The 20,295-nt window shown below is 65.8% G+C and carries 15 protein-coding genes; 12 read left to right on the forward strand and 3 right to left on the reverse strand.

Features of this window, described 5'->3' with window-relative positions:
• The first annotated feature begins 364 nt into the window (after positions 1 to 364).
• The 8 genes from J4E96_RS04860 (at position 365) to J4E96_RS04895 (ending at position 9,763) form a co-directional block, all read left to right on the forward strand.
• Positions 365 to 1,543, forward strand: coding sequence for an outer membrane protein assembly factor BamB family protein (locus J4E96_RS04860; protein WP_227424655.1), 1,179 nt, complete (start codon positions 365 to 367; stop codon positions 1,541 to 1,543).
• Positions 1,544 to 1,776: 233 nt separating this feature from the next.
• Positions 1,777 to 2,298: a hypothetical protein gene (locus J4E96_RS04865; RefSeq protein WP_227424656.1), complete on the forward strand. Its 522-nt coding sequence runs from the start codon at positions 1,777 to 1,779 to the stop codon at positions 2,296 to 2,298.
• 814 nt (positions 2,299 to 3,112) lie between these two features.
• Positions 3,113 to 3,919, forward strand: coding sequence for a hypothetical protein (locus J4E96_RS04870; RefSeq protein ID WP_227424657.1), 807 nt, complete (start codon positions 3,113 to 3,115; stop codon positions 3,917 to 3,919).
• Positions 3,920 to 3,937: 18 nt separating this feature from the next.
• Positions 3,938 to 4,990, forward strand: a complete 1,053-nt coding sequence (locus tag J4E96_RS04875; protein ID WP_227424658.1) for a PASTA domain-containing protein — start codon at positions 3,938 to 3,940, stop codon at positions 4,988 to 4,990.
• Positions 4,991 to 5,013: 23 nt separating this feature from the next.
• Positions 5,014 to 7,437, forward strand: coding sequence for a VWA domain-containing protein (locus J4E96_RS04880; protein WP_227424659.1), 2,424 nt, complete (start codon positions 5,014 to 5,016; stop codon positions 7,435 to 7,437).
• Positions 7,438 to 7,609: 172 nt separating this feature from the next.
• Positions 7,610 to 8,769, forward strand: a protein-coding gene (locus tag J4E96_RS04885; RefSeq protein WP_227422671.1) for an IS3 family transposase whose coding sequence is annotated in 2 segments (ribosomal slippage) — positions 7,610 to 7,888 and positions 7,891 to 8,769 — 1,158 coding nt in all. Because the reading frame shifts where the segments join, the coding sequence is not laid out codon by codon here.
• Positions 8,770 to 8,808: 39 nt separating this feature from the next.
• Entirely contained in the window at positions 8,809 to 9,531 is a 723-nt protein-coding gene (locus J4E96_RS04890; protein ID WP_227425669.1) for a DUF4238 domain-containing protein, read from the forward strand.
• 25 nt (positions 9,532 to 9,556) lie between these two features.
• A complete protein-coding gene (locus J4E96_RS04895; protein ID WP_227424660.1) occupies positions 9,557 to 9,763 on the forward strand; it encodes a hypothetical protein in 207 nt (68 codons plus the stop codon).
• A 490-nt stretch (positions 9,764 to 10,253) separates the two neighbouring features.
• Here the strand turns inward: J4E96_RS04895 and J4E96_RS04900 are convergent, their stop codons facing one another.
• Complete coding sequence (locus J4E96_RS04900; RefSeq protein WP_227424661.1) at positions 10,254 to 13,736, reverse strand: RHS repeat domain-containing protein; 3,483 nt, start codon at positions 13,734 to 13,736, stop codon at positions 10,254 to 10,256.
• Positions 13,737 to 14,408: 672 nt separating this feature from the next.
• On the opposite strand from J4E96_RS04900, the gene J4E96_RS04905 reads away from it, so the two are divergent.
• Together J4E96_RS04905 and J4E96_RS04910 are read left to right on the forward strand one after the other, a co-directional pair.
• Entirely contained in the window at positions 14,409 to 15,113 is a 705-nt protein-coding gene (locus J4E96_RS04905; protein ID WP_227424662.1) for a hypothetical protein, read from the forward strand.
• Between the two features lie 1,162 nt (positions 15,114 to 16,275).
• Positions 16,276 to 16,890 (forward strand): recombinase family protein, encoded by a 615-nt coding sequence (locus tag J4E96_RS04910; RefSeq protein ID WP_227424663.1) that lies wholly within the window; start codon positions 16,276 to 16,278, stop codon positions 16,888 to 16,890.
• A gap of 206 nt (positions 16,891 to 17,096) precedes the next feature.
• On the opposite strand, the gene J4E96_RS04915 is transcribed toward J4E96_RS04910, so the two are convergent.
• Both J4E96_RS04915 and J4E96_RS04920 read right to left on the reverse strand, forming a co-directional pair.
• On the reverse strand, positions 17,097 to 18,401 hold the full coding sequence (locus J4E96_RS04915) for a hypothetical protein (RefSeq protein ID WP_227424664.1): 1,305 nt from the start codon (positions 18,399 to 18,401) through the stop codon (positions 17,097 to 17,099).
• Positions 18,398 to 18,967, reverse strand: coding sequence for a hypothetical protein (locus J4E96_RS04920; RefSeq protein WP_227424665.1), 570 nt, complete (start codon positions 18,965 to 18,967; stop codon positions 18,398 to 18,400). Before J4E96_RS04920 ends, J4E96_RS04915 begins: the two co-directional genes overlap by 4 nt.
• A 279-nt stretch (positions 18,968 to 19,246) precedes the next feature.
• Here J4E96_RS04920 and J4E96_RS04925 point away from each other — a divergent pair, with 279 nt between their 5' ends.
• Together J4E96_RS04925 and J4E96_RS04930 are read left to right on the forward strand one after the other, a co-directional pair.
• Positions 19,247 to 19,486, forward strand: a complete 240-nt coding sequence (locus J4E96_RS04925; protein ID WP_227424666.1) for an antitoxin VbhA family protein — start codon at positions 19,247 to 19,249, stop codon at positions 19,484 to 19,486.
• Complete coding sequence (locus J4E96_RS04930) at positions 19,486 to 20,280, forward strand: Fic/DOC family protein (RefSeq protein ID WP_227424667.1); 795 nt, start codon at positions 19,486 to 19,488, stop codon at positions 20,278 to 20,280. The genes J4E96_RS04925 and J4E96_RS04930 overlap by 1 nt, the downstream gene beginning before the upstream one ends.
• Positions 20,281 to 20,295: the final 15 nt, after the last annotated feature.

Consider the following 20,295-nt stretch of genomic DNA (forward strand, 5'->3'; position numbering starts at 1 on the left):
GAGTGTCAACCTGCTTGTCCCAACCCTCATGTGTGGAGCGGGAGGCGTCCCCCGTTTGGGGGAGGCCGTTGCCGATGTAATGCGCGGGACAGTAGTTTGCCGCACAGACGCAACCAGACGACGCCGCCCAGGGGGAGTTTGCCGCAGAGCGGAGAGCCCGCTCGAAGGGAGAACCTGCGTCGGCGAGAGTGCCGTCATGTCGACAATGCGAACCCTGCCCACACTCATCGCACTAGTGGCAGCAGCAACGCTCGCTTTCACCGCCTGCAGCCCGGGTCGGGATGGTGCTGAGCAGGCCACCTCGGAAGAGGCTCCGTCCGAGTCGCCATCGGTAGGCCCCAGCCCCGCACCCCCCACGTCAACGGTGGCAGTTGCGGCGCTGCTCGAAGGGGCGACGATTGTCGGTACCGGCCCGCGCGTGATCGTCACCACTGACTACGGCACTGACGGCATGGCCGAGACCTACCATCTCTACGGGCAAGGCTCAGAGACTGGCGGCACGATTATCGTGAACGACCAGTGGGACCAGTCCCAAGTCGAGAACAGGTGGGCCGTCGTCCAAGGCGACGTCAGCCCCGGGATCGCCCTGGCTCTCGTCACCTTGGAGAAGGTTCCCAACGACGGACTGACCGCCGGGGGGCATCAGCTCGTTATCCGCACTTATGACGTGAATGGCGCCAAGGTGGGGCAGCAAGCGACGCCTGTGCGAGAAAACTTCGGAGACGAGAGCCTGCAAGAGGTAGGTCTGCTCGGGAACACGTTGGTGCTCCTGGATAACGGACTCACCCAGGACAACGGCAACGACACCTTTGCAGACGCCATCGACGTCACCACCGGAGCGTTGTTGTGGAGCAAACCATGCGGCTCCGGGTATGTGAGCACGACCCCGATGTACGCCGGAGGCAGCACGGTCGCCCTTGGTTGCGACTCAAATGGCGTGCGTGGTTTCAACCTGACTACCGGTGAGACGGTTTGGGAATACGCGGGCGGGCGGACGCAAGACTTCGACTTCGACCGGTCTGCCCCCGGAATCCTCAGCGCGGCCGAATACTCGGGGTCGGCCGACGTCACCATCGACTTGATCAACGGCACGAAGATCGTTGACGAGGGCAGAGCGAACGTGCTCGGGGACCCGATTACCGGCCTGCAGACGATGGGCCGGCTGGCCGTGTACGACCCAGTCACGCAGGCCACGGTGCTCTCAATCCCTTCGGACACCATCGACCAACTCGGGGACTTCACGCCGATCAGCGCCTTCGATGGACGGCTGACGTTCATGGCGTCCGACGGGCTAAACGTTGTGTCGCTGACCACTGGGACCGCAGACCCATCGTCCCCGGCGAAGTCTGCAGAGAAGCAGTCGTACACGACCGTGGTGGCTGATGCGGGCACCGGATGGGTGCTGATTGGATCAATCGGTGCAGGTTGGGATCCGGACAGTTGGTTGAATGCCAGCCCCGTCACGCCGTACGCGGTGGCATGGGCGACTGGGGCGGACGGTGCGGTCACATGGGAGGACATCGCGGGGCCTTCCATCAATTGACGGCGTGCAGGGTCCTGCGTTTCATGGAGGCTCGGCCAATGGATTTTCGACCAGCGCTTGGGTGTTCTGTCGGTGGCGAGAGGACGCATTCTCGAACTGTTGGTCTCGTGTTGGCGGGAGGTGTCGAACGCTGGCGGCGCCGTCGGCTTCCCCGTGCTTCCCGTCGCCGATGAGCAGGTCGCCGAGGCTGTCGGCGCCCTTGTCAACTCGATCGTTGAAGACACGAGAGCCGTGTGCGAAGGGTCGATGGCTCCGCCCTGCCGAATGCGATGCTCCAAGCTGGTCTACCCCAAGAGGACTTCCTGGAACTCGCGACCGAAGATGCGAGCGGTGATGGAACGGGATCGATCGAGTGCGATCCGAATAGCGCGGTCGATCAGGCGGTCTGTGATGACTTGGGCGACTCGTTGAACCAGGACAGCAGTCAGGGACCGTGCACGTTGGCGGACGGCTCCGCCGTCTTTACCCCGGCGCTCGCGGAAGCTGCCAACCTGCCCGTGCGTTGCCAGGTTCCCGACGAGGCCGAACTATTCGCTGCGCTGGCCACTCATGGCGCAACGATCGACGGGATTGCAGACCTCGGCAACGAAGGGGAACCCGACTACAACGTGTTCTATGTGGTGTGGGAGTGCGGTGGCCAGCCCACCTACTGGCCGGCGACCGGGATCTGGTCTCGGTACAAGGGCACCTCCCCGAGCTTGACCGATGAACGTTTCGCGTCCGCGTCCGAGCTCGTCGATGCCATCTGCGCGTAGTACCCACCGGCCTACTCCTGCGAACCATGACTGACAACTTCGCCAGGCGCACCAAGGCGAGCGTCATCATGTAGCAGGTCTCATACGCGGGCTGAGCAGGACTACCGTCGACGACCGCGGCGGAATCCGCTCGCCCTTGTCAGGACCGGCCAGTCCTGCTGGGTTTGACCGGCGGCTCCTCGCCGATCACTTATCCTCGATCCACCGATGAGTTGGCTGGCGACCCGCGGTTGAGGTCGTGGCCTGGATTTCGTGGTCGGGCGTGAGAATGCGACAGGCCTTGATGCCCGTGTGTTCCACGTCTGCTCGGTGTCGTGCCCTCGAGGAGCTGGTGGTCAGGTCGCCGGGCGTAGCGGTGGTCCGCAGGCGTGGTGGAACAGTCCGCTCGACTGCGTGGCCCATGGCACGCGTTCGGGTAGGTGTAGGTGTAGGTGTAGGTGCAGTCGGCGGGCGGTGGTGGCGATCCGGGCCGGGACGGCGATGAGCTTGTCCCGACCGGCCGGCAACGTCTGGCGCAGTGCTGGCCTCGGCGCCTGCCCGCGGCAGGGATGTTGGCGCCCGTCAGCGGAAGCCGACCGGATGGCATCAGCTGATGGCGGCCCCCCACGCGGAGGGAATCCGGCGTCGATTCACCCGCGATCAGGCTGCGAGCGTCCGACAAATCGCCCTACGGTGCTCATGGACGACCATAGAAGGTTACGCCGCGCCCACCTAGGAGCGATTCGTGAGTTGCCTCCGCCTGTCCGCGAGTCACCTGCCGTCGACGATAGGAACTGGTCGACTCGAAGAGGCTCTCGCCCGCAGATTTGCGGTCGTGGTGGTGGTCACGTTGAGCATCGGGCTGGCGGGCTGTTCCGCCGGGCCCTCGGCCACTGACCCGGCGAGCGCTGCCCCCGCTGAATCTGTCCATGTCCCTGATCCGACGGTCTCGAACGTCCCCGAGGCCCAAGCGGCACTGGTGCGGCTGCCCGACATTCCCACGTGCGGCCAAGCACTCAGGGACCATGATGCGTACACGGCGCTGGTCAACAAGCTCTTGAAGGACACGAGCGACCTGGACTACGTCAACCACGTCGTCTTCGAGAGCGAGAACGTGTGCGGGTCGCTGGAGGACTCCCCCGTCACAGACGCTCTCCTGCAAAGTGGGCTGACCCGGGACGACCTCAACGTCGACTGGAACTCCACTGGCGACGCACCGAGCGGACCGGCCGCCGAGCACGACAGCGCCCCAGGCGAGGACTGCGCAACGGTGATGATCTCGTCGAACCAGTCCGGTGAGGGCACTGTCTCGAAGGCTGCGCATGAAGTGACGCCGCCCACGGAGGCGCTTCCCGACGGCGTGGCGTTTCCGCAAGCCCCGTCTTGCGCTCTTGAGCTCACGGGATGGGACGACACCGTGGGTCGCTACGTCATCTGGGAAGGAGCCGATTTTGACGCGCTGCACACAGCGCTGCTGAACGCCGGGTGGGCTGACGGCGACACAACTTGGACCAGCGAGGACGGAACGCAACGCAAGTTCATGCTCACCACACCGGGCGGCGGGCTCGGGTGGTTGGATAGCGGCCAAGGTGTCATGGCTGGAATCGCCCCGTCGACCGTGATGCTCGTTTACCCGCTCTGATGCTTCGAGGAGCGTGGCGTGACCGCGAGTGACACATCAGGGGATACGGAAACAACCACCGAGGGCCGGCAAGACGCGCGTCCACCGCGTCGTCGACGCCGACTCCCGCACGTCAGCCGGACCTGGGCGTGGGTTGCCAGCATCATCGGTGCGCTCCTCGTGGGGTTCGCGCTCTCTCAACTCCTTGTACCCGCGTCCGTCACCACAGAGCGTGCAGCCGTCGCGGACGCACCGTCGGCTACGGCCGCCCCGACGACGGGTCCGGCGGCCATGCCGAACGTTCTCGGGCTCGACAGCGCCACCGCGCAACGTGCCCTCCTTGACGCTGGAGTCAGCACCACGGTCACGTTCGCTGCCCGGCCTGCCGCTGGGCCGAACGATGTTGTCGTCGCGCAAGACCCAGTCGGCGGGCAGACGACCAGCGGGGCCGTCGTTCTGACCCTTTCGACGTCGGCGACGGTGCCTGAACTCGTAGGCGCGAACCTTGCCGACGCGCGGGCGGCCCTTGAAGCGCTCGGCGCGGTCGTTCAGGTGACCCGGTCGGTCGACCCGAACCAAACGGAGGGGTTGGTACTGTCCGTGGACCCAGCGTCCGGGCAGAAAGTTCCCGCCGTGGTGACGGTCGTGGTCGCTGACCCGGGGGACGCGTTGACGTTGGCGTCGGTGAACATGGCTGACCACAGCGGGTGCGGGACCACCAGCAACATCACCGTCAACGGTGCTGCTGTGCAGGACTCCGTGAAGTGCACGTTGAACGATTCAGATTCGTCGTTCGCTGACTGGGTACTGGCCCGTGAAGCGGTCGCCTTTGAAGCGACAGTCGGTACGTCCGATCAGGGCGCTACGGGAAGCGCGCACCTGCGGGTCGTCGGGGACGACAGGGTGCTGCTGGATACGATTGTGATGTACGGGACGTCCTCTCAGGTGCGTCTTGACGTTCGCGATGTCCTGCGGTTGCACGTCGAAGTGACGTTCCCTGACCCGAAGAGCACCACCCCGACGGTCATCCTCGGGGACGCTCGCCTCCTCGGAACGGCTGAACAGCTCGCCGCGATCGAAGCTACCCAATGAGACCCCGCGCCAGTGTCGTCGTCTTGCTGGTCGGTTTCCTGGCGACTTTCCTGGCAGGTCCTGCTGTCGCTGACGACACGACAGACCCGTTCGGTTTGCACACACCGATCCTTGTCGTCCTGGACACGTCCGGTTCGATGAACGAACAGGTACCCGAACCTGAAACACAGACCGTCGCCATGACCCGCATCATGGCCGCTCGAGCGGCAGTCCTGGACCTGGTCGGGAGTTTGGGTGCTGGGCAGTCGTTCGGGCTCATCGCGTACCCAGGACGGAACGCACCGCAGGTCGACGGATGCTCCGTCGGACGCGTGGAGGTCACGCCAGGGGCTCTGGACGTCGCCTCCGCGTCTGCGGCGGTGCGTCGCCTGGAACCGGATGGAGAAACACCCACCGGACCGGCCCTGCAGAACGCCGCCGACCAGCTTCGGGACACGTACGGCGACGACACGACCGGGGTGATCGTGCTGGTCTCCGACGGCGAGTCGAACTGTGGCGACATCCCCGTGTGTGACGTCGCCAAACAGATCCGCGATTCCGGTTTGGACGTTCAGGTGAACACCGTAGGCCTGGAACTTGAAGGCGCCGCTGAACAGGAAATGCAGTGCATCGCTGACGCGACCGGCGGCCGGTACATCGATGTTGCCGCTAGGGACAACTTGACCGACGCCATCAACGAGTCCGCCCATGGTGCGCTGTCCGTGCAAGCCACTGCACCGGACAAGTTGCACGCTGTCGCCGGCACCAGCCAGGATGGCCTGCCGACGTTCACCGTCGCGCTGGGGTCCACCGGTCGGGTCACCGCTTCCGACGTGCGCGTCAGCCTGGTCATCAGCGTGGACGGCAACCCCGGAGCGGTCCTGGTGCCTCGCCCGGTGCGGTTCCTCGGCAACGTCGACACAGGGACGACTCAGACGGTCACGTTCGCCGTACGCCCGGAAGCGGAGGTCCTCGGGGACGTCACGTGGACGGTTACAGCAACCGCCCGCAACGCGTCCCCGGCCATCGTCACTAGCAACATCACGTTGTCGGACTCCCTGTCACCGGGCCAGCTCGGCGGTGTGCTCGAAGGGGTCCGAACCGTCGCTGTGGTCGGCGACTCGTACTCCTCAGGGGAGGGCGGAGATGTGTTCTACCAGGACGACACCGAAGGGTTCCCGGACCAGGATTCCAAGTGTCACCGGACCGCGAACACGTACGCCGGGCAAATCTGGGGCGAGAAGGAGACCACGATCATCGCGTGCTCCGGTGCGGTCACTGCTGACTTCTTCGCCCCTGACCAGTCCGGGGACATGAAGGTCCGGCCGCAGCTGCTCGCGTTGCGGGACCTCGCGATCAGCAAGAGCAGCCCCGACGCTGTGTTCCTGACCATCGGCGGGAACGACGCTGGGTTCGGTGGGGTCGCCACACGGTGCGTGATCGGAGCGCGTTGCGACGTGAGCGTGAGCATCGGATACAAAGGCGTACGCACTGCAACCGCGGACGCACTTGAGAACGCGATGGCCGTTCTGCCTGACGTTACCGACGTCATCCGGGCCGTCGACGCTGCCGTGAACGACAGGACCGCTCAGCGCGCACGAGGCGGTGGCGTCATCCCGATTATCGTGCTGCCGTACCCGCAGATCCTGCCTGAGACGCTCGCAGCCGGACGTGACGGATGCGTTCTGGGGCTCGGCACCGCCGAGCTCGCGTTGCTGAACGGATTCGAGAACGCATTGAACGCCGCGGTCACGAACGCCGCTTACACGGTCGCGAACGAGGACCGACCTGTGTACGTCGTCAACGATGTGGTCAACGCGTTCCAGCCGAACCACACAGCCTGCGAAGGTGGCGACCTCAGTTTCGTCAACATCCCCAGCACAGCCGAACTGGGCAGCTCCGCCGTTCACTTCATCGACGCAAACGAAAGGCAGCAGCTCCTGCACCCGACAGCAGACGGGTACGCCGCTGAAGCGCGCACCATCATCGCGTGGTCCCACTCGAACGCGGCCAGCGAGCAGAAGACCACCGGGACGCCAGTGTGGTCCCCGCAAGTCGTGGAACATGACGTGAGCTGGCTCGACAAGGTGTTCGCCCCTGGCGGGGCACGCACCCAAGCAGGCGGGGCCACCAAGGTCGACGCTGACGGGTTCCTCCCGGAAACGACCGTCATCATCCGGCTGCATTCTTCTCCGCGTGTCCTCGGAACGGTCACCGCTGACAAGGACGGGCACGTGACCGCGTGGGAGCGCCTTCCCGCCGGCGTGCCCACCGGGCAGCACACCCTGATCGCCGAAGGCTCTGCCCCGGACGGCACCACCATCGCGGTCACTCGAACCATCACCGTCATGCCGCAAGGTGGACCGTCGCTCTACGCCGCGCTCCTCGTCGGTGTCCTTCTGCTCGGCGCCGGCTTGCTCGCCGGCCCGTGGCGCTCCAGCAAAGCCATGACTAGGAGCCGTTCGTAAAGCGCCTATCCACTGTGAAGACCCTTACGGTTGCGGGCCATCGTCTTGAGCCCCCGGCCGTGCTGTCTCGCCCCGGGTTCAGTGGAGGCTCTGATCTGACGCTGGGTCTGCTGCACGAATAGGTGACGCCTGACCTGTGGTGCCGGAGGGCACCGCTGGAAGGATGTGCACCGTGCCCAGACCCCACCCCAAGGAGTTCCGCGACGACGTCGTGGCCGTGGCCCGCCGCGGTGATGCTCCGATCAAAGAGATCGCGAAAGACTTCGGGATCAGCGAGTCGTGCCTGCGCAACTGGATGCAGGCCGCCGACGTCCAGGACGGCAACCGTCCCGGCGTAACGGTCAGCGAGTCGGCCGAGCTGCGCGAGATGCGTCGCCGCAACCGGCTCCTCGAGCAGGAGAACGAGATCCTGCGTCGCGCGGCGGCGTACTTTGCCCAGGCGCACCTGCCGGGAAAATGATGTACCCGCTCGTGAGTGAGCTCGCTAGCGACGGGATCCCCGTCGCGGTGACGTGCCGGGTCCTCAAGCTCGCCAGACAGCCCTACTACCGCTGGCTCGCCGCGCCGATCACAGCTCGTGACCTGGACGAGGCGTACCTGGCGAACGTGCTGTTCGATGCCCACGTCGACGATCCCGAGTTCGGGCACCGGCTGCTGGCCGACGAAGCCGACAAGGCCGGCCTGCGCGCCAGTGACCGGCGGGTCTGGCGGATCTGCCGGGACAACCAGTGGTGGTCGGTGTTCGGCAAGAAGCGCGCCAAGAACGGCAAGAAGGCCGGCCCGCCAGCCCACGACGACCGCGTGCTGCGGATCTTCCGCGCCGACGCACCCAACCGGTTGTGGCTCTGGGACATCACCGAGCACCCCACCGCCGAGGGCAAGCTCTACCTGTGTGCGATCAAGGACGTGTACTCCAACCGGATCGTGGGGTACTCGATCAGCGACCGCATGACCTCCCGGATCGCGGTGAACGCCCTGGCCAGCGCCGTGCAGCGCCGTCGTGACGTGGCCGGCTGCATCGTCCACTCGGACCGGGGCAGCCAATTTCGAAGCCGAAAGGTGCTGCGCGAGCTGGACCGACACGCCCTGGTCGGATCGATGGGGCAAGTCGCCTCGGCCGGGGACAACGCGGCGATGGAGAGCTTCTTCTCGTTGCTGCAGAAGAACGTCCTGGACCGGCGCCGCTGGGCCAACCGCGACGAGCTCCGCCTGGCGATCATCACGTGGATCGAACGGACCTACCACCGCCGCCGACGCCAGGCCCGCCTGGGTCGACTGACCCCCATCGAGTACGAGACCATCAACACCCCTCAGGTCGCACTCGCCGCCTGAGACCGACTGTCACCTATTCGTGCAGCAGACCCGTTCTACCTGCAGGGGTTCGCGGGGAATGGCCGAATTGAAACAGTGCGACTCCCCGGCGACCAGCGCTTCACCCAGTCGGTGAACGACGCCTCCGTCGCCAAGAACTTCTACTCGGTCGTGGGACACGAGGACGGCGACGACGTTATCGAGTGTGCCCTCTCCGAGATCGAGGGCGCCACCGCGGCAGTCCTTCGGGCCATCGTCGGCGGGAGCTGGCCGCTGTCCTACGAGGACCGCATGTTGCTCGGGTACTTCCTCGCGCTCCAGGTGACCCGGGTGCCCGCGCAGCGTCGAACGATCGACCACGTCGCCCGCCAGATGCTCCGCATCCAAGTCGGAGTCGGTGGTAAGTCAGGACCCCGACAGGAACTAGAGCGGCAGGGCGGTCAGGTCACCGACGAACGTGTCGAGACTCTCTGGGAACAGGCAACACGCCCCGAAGGGCCGCCAATCCAGCAGCCTAAGGACGAGCACATCAAGCAGATGCCCAAAACCGGGGAGGAAATCGTCAAGTACATCGTCGGTCGACCATGGTCGCTCGTCCGCTTCGACCGACGCTCGCTCATCACCTCGGATGCGCCCGTTGGCCTCGTTCGCAATCCCGAGGACGAGCCCTGGTTCGGCGCTGGGTTCCTGACCGCCTGGGGCATCACCTTCCCGTTGACTCGCAAGCTCGGGCGCCTGTTGAGCGATCCGCAGCCACTCATCGACCCTGGCGATCCCGGTTGAGGAGGTCCACGGGGGACGGGCCGACATGACTCAGCCCGGTACCACGGCCCTGGAGAAGTTCTTCAACCACCACACGGTTGAGAACGCGAGCGAGTGGCTCTTCCATCACCCCGAGGATGAGAAGTTCGTCCCCGATGAACTTCCCGAGCCGACGCTCGTGAATATTGCGATGTCGGGGGAGGACCGAGAGTTCGACGGCGAACCGTGGTTCACGCAACACCGAGACGCGTAGCCCCGAACACCCAGGCTGCTGCACGCACAACCGGGCGGCCCGCGCGGTGGCACCCACTTGCACCCTCCCTATCGCGCTTTGGCGGGCGCGGGGTACCCCTCTCGCTTTCGCTGCTTCTGAACGGGGGAGTGCACCCTCCCAATATTGGTGGGTAAGTTGCCGGGGTGTTCGCGGCGTAGTGCCGCTCCATGGCCCGTCGACCTCAAGTCCCGCGATTACCGGCGGAGGTGATGAGCGCAGCGAGTCGGGGCCATGGGTTCCCCCGTGAGTGGACTTGCCCGAATAAGCTCCGCGACGCGAGCCTCAGCCCGCGCCGCGGAGACTCACTAGAGGGGAGGCCGACGCTGAAGGTACTCGGCGTAAGTGAAGGCAGCCATGGCAACTGCAGCAGTCCATACTGCGTGACCGAACTCGCGAGCGATAAGCGAGAACACGAACGCGATTCCGAATAGTACGGCAGCCACCAACGCTGCCAGGGCGGGGCGGCGCATCAGATGTTGGTGCAGGCGTCGTAGGCCCAAAGTGTTGCACTGAGCACCAGTATCCCCGTTCCGATCACAGCGCCTGTGGCAAGCCCCGCAGAAGGTGCCTCGGCAGCGAGCGCCGTACCGAACAGCACAAACGAGCCAACTACAGCTAGACCAGCGGCCGCACAGTTTGCCACAGACGCGCCCGTGGGGTCGGTGTGGTTGATGGGGTTGCAGCCGGCGTAGGCGTATCGGTTGGCGTTGAGGGGGTCGAGGGGGGCGTCGCGGGTGTCGTTTTGGGTCCAGCGTCCTTCGGTGCCGTTGTAGTAGCGGGCCCCGTTGAGGGTCCAGCCGGTGGTGCGGTCGTTCAGCCCGCCGGTGTACAGGAACGGGGTTTGCGGGTCGCCGTTGCCGCCGGTGGTCTGGGTCAGGTCGGCGGCGCCGTAGGGGTCGAAGCTGTAGGCGAAGGCGGTGGTGTTGCCGCTGGTGAGCAGGGCGATGGGTGAGCCTTGTGCGTCGTAGACGTACAGGGCTTGCTGACCGGCGCTGGTGCGAAGCATCACGGGAGTGCCCGTTGCGTCATTCTCTATGAAGGCGGTGTCGGCACCGCGGTGCACCTGCTCGATCACAGGCTTCCCGATCGAGCTTTCGCGCCCGTACGTGTACGCGTAGGTGGCGGCGGGGGTCTGGTTGCTCAGGAGCTCCCCATTTCCTACGCCGGCGTAGGTGTAGTTGTAGGTAGTGGCGGCCTTGGTGACCGTGGCCATCTGGTCGCCGGCTGTGTACGTGATAGCCCCGGCGGCCGGGTCTGCGGTCTGGTTCCCAGCCGCGTCGTAGGTGAACCCGGCGGTACTGGTCTGGTTCCCGGCGTTGAACGTGCGGGCTTGCGTCGCGGTGGTGGCGCCGCCGCCGGTGCCGGTGACGATGGTCTGCCCGGTCCGGTTGCCACGCACGTCGTAGGTATACGCGTATGTCTCCTGCGCGATCGGGTTGCCTAGATGGTCGGTGCCAGCGCTCTGGGTGGCGCCGGTGAGCCTGTTCGCGCCGTCGTAGGTGTAGCTGGTGACCTGCCCGGTCATCGTGTTCGTCATCCACTGGACGTACGACCGGTCATCGGCGGGCGCGGTCGAGCAAGACGGGGCAACTGACCCGGCGCCGTAGCAGTAGGACAGGTCGACCACCATCGTGGGTGACCCGGCGCTGCTGGAGGCGATATTGCGTTCGGCGTAGATGCGCGACGGGCGGCCGGAGGAGTCGTAGTCGGTGTGCGAGTGCGCCGCCCAGATCGTGTTCGCCGGGTTGGTCAGCATCCACGTGTCGGTGCGCCGGCCCTTGTCGTCGATCGCGAACTGGGTGGTCTGCGTGCCCGCGCCGGCCTTGTACGTCATTGCAGTCTGGCCACCGGAGCTGTCGTAGGTGTTCGTGGTCGTGCCGCGCGCGTCGGTGACGGACGCGACGCGGCCGGACTTGTCGTAGCCGTACCCGATCGTGATGGCATCAACGGTGTTGACGCGTGAGGTCAGCCGGGACATCTGGTCATACCCGTACGTCGTCGTTCCGGCGGCGTCCACCCGGGTCGCTGTCCGGCCGGCGGTGTCGTAGGTATAGGCGACGTCGGGGTTCAGGACGGTGCCGGAGTAGTCGACTCCGCTCTGGCGGTCGTCGATGTCGTAGGTGTACGTCGAGGTGATCCCACGGCCGTCTGTCGAGGTCGAAAGGCGCCCATACACGTCGTAGGTCATCGTCTTCACGCCCAGGCTAGTCCCGGTCGGGGGTGTAATCGTGGTCATCTGCTTGAGCGTGTTGTACGCGTAGCGGGTGGTGTTCGAGCCGTTGCCGGGTGCGGTCGCGGTGGCCACCGTGCCGTTGGTGTTGTACGTCAGCACCGCCTGTGCGGCGAGGCCGTCCTGGCTCGTCAATGCGTTCCCGGCTAGGTCGTACCCGTACTGCGGTGAGTTGCCCGCGTCGTCGGTCGAGGAGGTCGGCAGGTACTTAGTGGCGCCGGTGTTGGCGTAGCCCCACCCCGTGGACGCACCACCCTGGCTGGTCTGCGAGGTCCTCGACTCCCCGGAGTTGACCGCAGGGTCGAAAACGTTGGTCGTGGTCTGAACACTTCCTCCGGTGCCCACCGAGTTGGTCGCCGAGTCCATGTTCGATGTATATGTGGTCGCGCGGGAGCGGCCTTTCGAATCAACCGCGGTCGCCACATGGCCGGTGCGGTCGTTCGTCAACGTGTAGATGGTGCGCTTGGAGGTGGTCGGCGAACCGGCCTCGTCCTGAGCGCCGTCCGAGAACCACACCGTCGTTGACGTCGGGTACGCCAGCCGGGTCCAGGAGTCGCCGGGCGACCCGGCCGAGGAGTTGATCTGCCGGACCGCGGTCACGCGCAGCCGTGCGTCATAGGTGAACTCGGTCTGGATCCCGCCAGGTGCGGTCGCGGTAACGAGCTTGTGCGAGGAGTAGGCGAAGGTGGTGACCCGCCCGAGGGGGTCGGTGATGGTGACCAAGTCACCATTGCCGTCGTAGCCGTACCCGACCGTCCGCGAGCCCCCGGTGACGGTCTGCGACAGGCCGATGATTCGACCGGCGGTGGAGGCGACGGTGATGGTGCGTGCGTTCACCGGGCCCGCTGTGCCCACGACCGTCGCGGGGACGGTCGGATAGGTCGCGTCGTAGGTCAGGGTTGTCGTGTTGAGGTTGCGATCTTGAACCTTCGTCAGGAGGCCCACTCCTGTGAAGGTCAACTTCTGCGTTGAGACGTGATCGGTGAGCGTCCACTCGCCGCCGTACGTAGAGAGGTCCGCCGTCAACCCCGCAGGCGGGACGAAGCCCCCGCTGCCGTCAGGGACGAAGGTGCCCGACAGCCCCGCTGGTCCGTAGTAGACGACGCTCGCGTCGGCAGCGAACTCGAGCCGCACCGCGAACCCAAGAGTCTGCGTCCACCCGAACCCGGTCGCGTTGGAGGTCGACGCCTGCAAGCTCGGGCCCGCGACGGCGAGCGAGTTGTACGCCACCCCGACGGGCAAGTCGCCGTTCACTCCCGGCACGGACAGTCCCTGCGCCGTGACAAGCAGGTTCCCACTGCCGATGTCGACGGTGGCCTGCACCCGGTCTCCAAGGGAGAGGGGCACGGTGGTGGCGTTCTTGCGGGAGCCGGTGCCCAGGAGAGGGGAAATGACGTTCGTCTGGGTCGCTGCGGACGCTGAACATGCGCTCGCGTCGCATGACTGCACGGTCCACTCCACGGCCTGTCCGGACGCGGCGGCTGGCAAGGCCATGCGAGCGACCTGCCCTGAGGGCACGAGGGACTTGACCCCGTTGATCAGGTTCCAGGTCCCGGAGCCTGCCGTCCGCGCGAAGAACTTCCCGCCGACAGTGCCTCCGTCCGGATCCGAAACCGTGGCGGCAAGGACGGGAGTGAAGGTCACCGCCCGCTCGAACGCTAACCCGGTCGGCACCACCGGTGTCGCGGCGGAGGCCGGTAAGGCCGTCACGACCAACGCCATCACACTCACTCCTACGACTGCACCCCAACGACCGCGCATCGTGGCTCCCACTGATAGCGGTGTCTGCTGACGCATTCGCTGCCGATCACCGCCACGAACGGTCCGCTACGCCACCAGCCCACGTCTATACCTTGAACACAATGCCGACCAATGGTCACCCCTTTGGGTGCAGCAAAAGCAAATTCGACCTCGACTTTGCGAGGTATGCCCCACGACGTCCCATGCGCGCCGGTTCGCCATAGTGTGTGGGGATTTGTCGGACTGAACAATTCTCCGATTTGCCAACCCTTGCAGTCGTCGCCTCCGACCAGATCGCCAACAACGACCGCGGCCAATGGATCCCCGCCTGTACGGGATTGAGCCGCGGAGCCGGCATGACGGGCCGATCTAGGCAAGGCCCCGCGCGCATCTCTGCTGGGACGGGTGCCGTGCTTGCACCGTCCCTTTTGTGCTTTGGCGGGTGAGAGTTATCCCTCTCGGTGTCGCTATTTCTGAGCCGGGGAGTGCACCTTGCCCATGTTGGTGAGCACTCTCTCGGAGGGTGTCTGCGGTGTAGCGCTGCTCGAGCGCTCGCCCGCGTCATGTCCAGCGGAACCGGAGTACTTCGCAGGACGTCAGCGGGCGTATCTGCAAGTGCGTGCGAAGGTCCGCCGTTCCTCGTAGCCTGTTCGCATGTCGACCGTCTCCCGCGGGCCCAGTGATCAGGTGGACGACGAACTGCTCGTCTTAACTGACCTGCCTGAAGGCTGGAACCTTCTCAGTCGTTCCCCGGGCAAGCGGCCCGAGGACGACAGTGGTGATCTCGACGCGGTGCTTGGCTACGTCGACCAGACTCTGACCGACCAGGAATCTCAAGCACCGCCCGACCCTGATCAGAGAGACAGCGCCGGCGGCCGATGGCGCTACATCGAGCACGTCGGAACGAATACTCGGGTATACCTCCGGCTCCAGCGCCAGGGGATCGATGAGGAGATCCGCATCACCGGCGTCGTCTACCTACCCGGGCGACCCGGCGACCCGATCACCAGCCACCTCCTGCGCGAGCTACCAACGGCCCGGATCGAAGCCGCCATCAACAAGCGGCTCTTCGCCTCCTCACGCACCGCCACCGTCACAGGAGGCAAGGTCGAGCTGCCGAGCGGGCGCAAGGTCGCCGAACGCGACCTGCTCAAACCACTCGGCAACCCGAAGCAGACCCCCGACTTCTACGAGCTCGTCGCGCTCCAGCACGGCCGACTCACCGCGAACGGCGACGTCAACCCCTCCGCGACCATGGCCGAACTCAGCGGCGTCGCGCTCAGCACCGCCCAAGGCTGGGTCGCCAAGGCTCGCACCTGCGGACTCCTCCCACCCGGACGCCGAGGACGACCCGGATAGCGAAAAGACACGGTAGATAGCGACAGCTAAGGAGTTTGTGGGGTTACGCCTCGAGCGCCTTCAGCACCTGTGTCAACGAGGCGCGGTACTGCTGCTCGTCGAACTCGAACGGCCCGAAACCCGCGTAGTCGCGCTTGGGACGATGGGGCTGCGAGAACTGGTCCCACACGACGCTGGCGGCAGGAGGGCTCCTCGGAGTCGAGTGATCGGGCGACGGGGGAGTGGGGCACCTCAGGTGAGAGGTGTCGGTGCTCAAGCTGGCCGGTCCCGTCTTGCACCCTCCCTTTCGTACGTTGGCGGGCGAGAGTTACCCCTCTCGGTCTCGCGGAGATTGAACGGGGGAGTGCACCCTTCCCCTATTCGTGCCAGGCTCACGGTGCTGTCGGTGGGGGGCGCGGTTGTAGCAAGAGTGGGGCGGTGGCCGGACCGGTCACGGCCTGCTGCGGCTCGTGTTCAGGGACCCCCGATCGCCGCTTATCGACAGTCAAGCGTCCGGAGAAGATCACGGCACGAGCGTGGGTGATCAGGTAGTCGAGCTTGGCCAATAGAACGTGAAGTCCCCGGCGTACGCCTCTGTCGAACTTGAGTCGGCAAGCAGCCGGGGTTTTTCTTTGCCCGCAGACAGCCGCCTGGTGTCGGAGTCGATCAGACGCCGAGGACCCCTCGGGTGAAGACGCGATGACGGGGCGCGCCGCTCAGGCGGCGCGAGCGGCCGACTCGCCTGAGCCGAGCGTGCGCTCAGCGGTCGCCAGCCCGGCGCCGGCCACCGCTGCCGGGAGATTGCGCACGGAGCGCAAGCAACGCTGCCGCCCGGTGACCGTCAACAGTCCCAGCCTGTCTGCGGCGACATCGAAGCCGTAGGAACCGCACAGACCCGACGTGTCGGTGTATCTAAACCCCCAGCAGATCTGCCTCGACCGCGGTAGTGCCGCGTTGCCGGACGGCCCAGCCGATACCGGCGCGAGGTCGGCGGCGGTGCACAGCCCGTAGCGGCTGAAGACAGTTCGACGTGAGCGGCGGTCGACGTGTCTCATTACTGGGACCAGGCACCGTTCACAAGACATAGACTGAATGACTGGTTAAGTGACATTCAGGCGCTAGTCAGTGAGATTGCGCGAAGCCGTCACGTATTCGGCCGTATAAGTGACAGGAGGAAGCAACCATGCTCGTCGGCTACGCGCGTGTCTCGAAAGCAGATGGGTCACAGACCACCGATCCGCAACGAGACGCTCTCCTCCAGGCCGGCGTCGAGGACGAACGCCTCTACGAAGACAGGGCGTCCGGTCGGCGCGATGACCGTCCTGGTCTGGCTGAGTGCCTGAAGTCGCTTCGTGATGGCGACACGCTCGTGGTCTGGAAGCTCGACCGGCTCGGCCGAGACTTGCACCACCTGGTCAACACCGTCCACGACCTCACTGCCCGCGGCATCGGCCTGAAGGTCCTCACCGGCCAGGGTGCGGCGATCGACACCACCACTGCGGCAGGCAAGCTCGTCTTCGGCATCTTCGCGGCCCTGGCCGAATTTGAGCGGGAGTTGATCTCCGAGCGCACGATCGCGGGCCTCGTCTCGGCGCGCGCCCGAGGACGAACCGGGGGCCGGCCGTTCACGATGACACCTGCGAAGGTACGACTCGCGATGGCCTCGATGGGAAAGCCTGACACCAAGGTCGCCGAACTCTGCAAGGAGCTCGGGGTCTCCCGGCAGACCCTCTACCGGCACGTCTCACCGACCGGCGAGGCACGACCGGACGGCATGCGAGTGCTCGCCCGCAAGTAGGGACCCGCAGACGCTGCGTCACGGACCGGACGACCATCACTTACGTGGCGCCCCCATACGAGAGCACAACGCCGTCGAACGCTCCTTGGCCCACCTCGAGCAATGGCGAGGACTGGCGACTCCGTTCGACGAATTCGCGATCGTCCACTGCTCCGGGCGGGTCCAGCACGCCGCCATCGCCAGACGCAGCACTTCATCAACGAGCCCTAGTCGAGAACGGGTCCGTCCGTTGGTTCGGGCTGTTCGCCGGTCAGGCGTTCCATACGGTCGGCTTGGTACCGCCGCAGGAATTCTGTGTTGACCGACAGTCGGTCGACGACCTTCCACCGGTTGCCGACTTTCCCGAGCACGCCTCCAGCGCTAAACGGGAGGTGGTGGCGGTGAGCGTAGATCGCCCAGTCGTACGCGACGCCGACGAGGTCAATGCCAACCCTGCGCGCCGCGCCCTCGACGTCCGCAAGGACGTGTACTTCTCCGGACTCAGCGCTGTCGCTCTCTTCCCGCGATAGCGACACGACCGGACCGATGACGTCGACAACGTCCGTCGGCTCGGTGTGCCGCTTCATGCGCTCGATCGTTGAGGGCATTCGCTCGACTTCCGTCGGCTCGAACACGATCTCCTGCGGCACGTCCGGCTCTTGGTCGAGCACGGGCGACCACTCGAACTTGAGGTCGAGGCTCGATGAGCCGGCCTGCGTCGCGATCTCTTCCAGGGCTTCGACGATCGGAACCGTCATGCCGTTGTCCTGTGCTGTGTCAAGGTCGACGAAGTCGTCGCCACGCCGCAGGTGTCGACTCGTGACGTCGAGGCTTCGGCTGAGGGTCGTCATGACTCGCCGAGTGAAGTCCATCTCAGATTGCGGTACTTGGACTGGCGGCGCTCCAGCAGGGAGATCCGCGATCTGCGGAACTTCCGAACGATCACTGATCAGTCGTTCCGGCGTGGCCAGGACGTCAGCGCCGCGCGTCGGTCGCTCGTGGAGCCGTGCCGCCACGGTAATGATGAAGCTGCCGCGGCGGGTGTGGGCCATGCGCAGGTCTTCATTGAGGAACGTCGAGACGCGCTCGGATGTGCGCCCGGTGCCCTTCGCGTGCGGGTTGTTGGTGATGATTGCAGCGCTCTTGACCATCTTCTCGATGGCGTCGATGGTTGAGCTCGCCTGTCGGAGCGGGATCGTCCCATCCGAGTCGGAACTACGCACGCGGATGTAGAAGATGTCGGCGTGCGCACCGGCGACTCGCTCTGCCAACTCGGAAATCGACCAGTCGTACGTTCGCGCTACCCGCTCTGCTGCCTCAGCGAGACGACGGTCGAAGTCGACACTTTCAGCGTCCCGGGGGATGTGGACGACGGCCGCCGCTTGCGTTGCGCTGTCCGCGTGGACCCACGTCTCCCTGAACGGCAACTGCGAGTGCAGGGTCCAAGCCTGGATCGCGAGGAACTGGTGCAGCGATCGAGGGGCAAGGATGTCAGCGAAATCGTGGAAGTCGTCGAGCCAGGACCTGGTCATGACCCGCTCCGCCAACGTGCAGCTTCACCCATGAGATCGAGAAGCACAGGGGTGGTCAACAGATTCGCGTACGGCAGATGGACCACGTGCGAATCCTGGCCATGGGGAACCGGCGGCAGGTCCTGTCCGCGAAGGAAGTATGGCTGGCAGTAGGCGAGGAGTCCTTCGTCGGTCCAATCGAGCCAATGGCCGGGATGCTCGGGCACTACCACCACACACAGCGCTGCCATCGACCCCCGATTCGGCGCCGACAGGAGCCGCGACGTCCTGGCGTCGAGTGGCCACGCAACATGATCGTCACGAAGCGCACGCTCCTGACCGGTGCATTTCATCTGCAGATCGAGACTCGGCCCCCACGTGTGCGGGCTGTAGTTGTGTGATGAGCTGAGGGTGACGTCGCGGCCGTCGTAGTCCATTTTCCACGTGCCCACGTCCAGGCCAGCGCTTGAGGCGAGCATCTCGATGACCGCGATGCTCAACCTCTCTTTGAGTCCCGACACGGGCGGGATGTCGTCCAGCAACTCATGCGTGTAGGGGCGGCCCGCTGCAGTTGCCCCGACTGACATGGCCAGCACGCTAGCGGATGATCCGGTCGCGCGGGCCCCCGTCACCCCAGTGACGTTCTGCCGCCTCGCGGAGCTGGAAGACCGAAGGGAGTCTCGTGCAAGCGACTTCGGACATCCGTGCAGGCGACTTCGAGAACTGACAACGTCGACGTCGCCGGCACACGGCCGCCGACGAACCGAAACCCACCACCGAAACTCCGGCGCACCGAAACCGCCTCTAGACCGTTTCTGGTTGGCCCGGTAGACTGGTGCTCTGCCCAGGAGAGGGGGGGCCGCGACGTGGCCACCAAGTTCGACGTCGAGGAGCGCTGGCCCGAGCTGTTTGCACAGCTCGACGCGACCCAGCGCCGCGCGGTCGTGCAGTCCCTCGCCAGTGCGTGGCACGAGGGCTGGGAGCCCAACCGCGAGGACGTGGAGAACCTGACCGACGAGGCCCGCGGAGCGATCGATCGTGCGGAGTACCTGCGGCGGGTCGACGCGGCTGCCGAGCGGCGTCGCAAGGTCTCAGTCGCTAGTTGATGGCCGCAGGGTTCGACACGTGGGAGTCGTACTTCTACCCGCCGCCCGATGCTGGCACGCTGCGCAACCTGCTCGACGAGCGCGACCCCGACGTGCTGCTCGTCAAGGAGTACGGGCGCGCCGCAGTGCGCCAGCGTGAGCTGTTGTCCGGCGCGGACGTGGCGATGGACCAAACGTACGACGCCGAGCACGTGCGCGCGATCCACCGGCACCTGTTCCAGGACGTCTATGAGTGGGCGGGGGAGTTCCGCAGCGTGAACATCTCAAAGGGCGTCGGGCGCGGGTTCGGTGACATCAAGACCGGAGAGGTCGACCGGCTGCTCGAGGACGCGCGGACGCGCGTGGTCGGCACCGACTGGTCACGGTTGGACCGCGAGGGGTTCGGGGAGAAGGCCGCGGTCGTGTTCGCCTACCTCAACCAGGCGCACCCGTTCCGGGAGGGCAACGGCCGGGCCGCCAAGGTGTTCATGGAGCACGTCGCGGAGCGCTCACGTTTCACCCTCGACTACGGCCAGGTGAGCCCCGAGGTGTGGAACCAGGCGTCCCAGCTGAGCCAGCCCGACATGTTCGCCTACGACCCCGAGCCGGCCTCGCTGGTGCCGGTGTTCCGGGCGATCGCGCAGCCGCGCACGAACGGCCCGGCGGGCCTGCCGTCGACCCGCTCGGTGCTGCGGGCGTCCTACCCGCAGGCCGCCACCGAGGCGACCAGCCAACCGCCGCACACGGGGCCGCAGACGCGCCGCAGCGGCCCCTACATGCCCGGGCGCGGCAGCGGGCATGGGATGGGGGAGTGAGGCCGTCATGAGCAA

The sequence above is a fragment of the Pengzhenrongella sicca genome, from assembly GCF_017569225.1.
In the GTDB taxonomy this organism is placed as follows: Bacteria; Actinomycetota; Actinomycetes; order Actinomycetales; family Cellulomonadaceae; genus Pengzhenrongella; species Pengzhenrongella sicca.

What these genes read in the sequence shown, in the direction of transcription:
- J4E96_RS04895 (WP_227424660.1), top strand. Translation starts at nt 9,557, where the DNA reads ATGACTCAGCCCGGTACCACGGCCCTGGAGAAGTTCTTCAACCACCAC.
- J4E96_RS04900 (WP_227424661.1), bottom strand. Translation starts at nt 13,736, where the DNA reads ATGGCGTTGGTCGTGACGGCCTTACCGGCCTCCGCCGCGACACCGGTG.
- J4E96_RS04905 (WP_227424662.1), top strand. Translation starts at nt 14,409, where the DNA reads ATGTCGACCGTCTCCCGCGGGCCCAGTGATCAGGTGGACGACGAACTG.
- J4E96_RS04910 (WP_227424663.1), top strand. Translation starts at nt 16,276, where the DNA reads ATGCTCGTCGGCTACGCGCGTGTCTCGAAAGCAGATGGGTCACAGACC.
- J4E96_RS04915 (WP_227424664.1), bottom strand. Translation starts at nt 18,401, where the DNA reads ATGACCAGGTCCTGGCTCGACGACTTCCACGATTTCGCTGACATCCTT.
- J4E96_RS04920 (WP_227424665.1), bottom strand. Translation starts at nt 18,967, where the DNA reads ATGTCAGTCGGGGCAACTGCAGCGGGCCGCCCCTACACGCATGAGTTG.
- J4E96_RS04930 (WP_227424667.1), top strand. Translation starts at nt 19,486, where the DNA reads ATGGCCGCAGGGTTCGACACGTGGGAGTCGTACTTCTACCCGCCGCCC.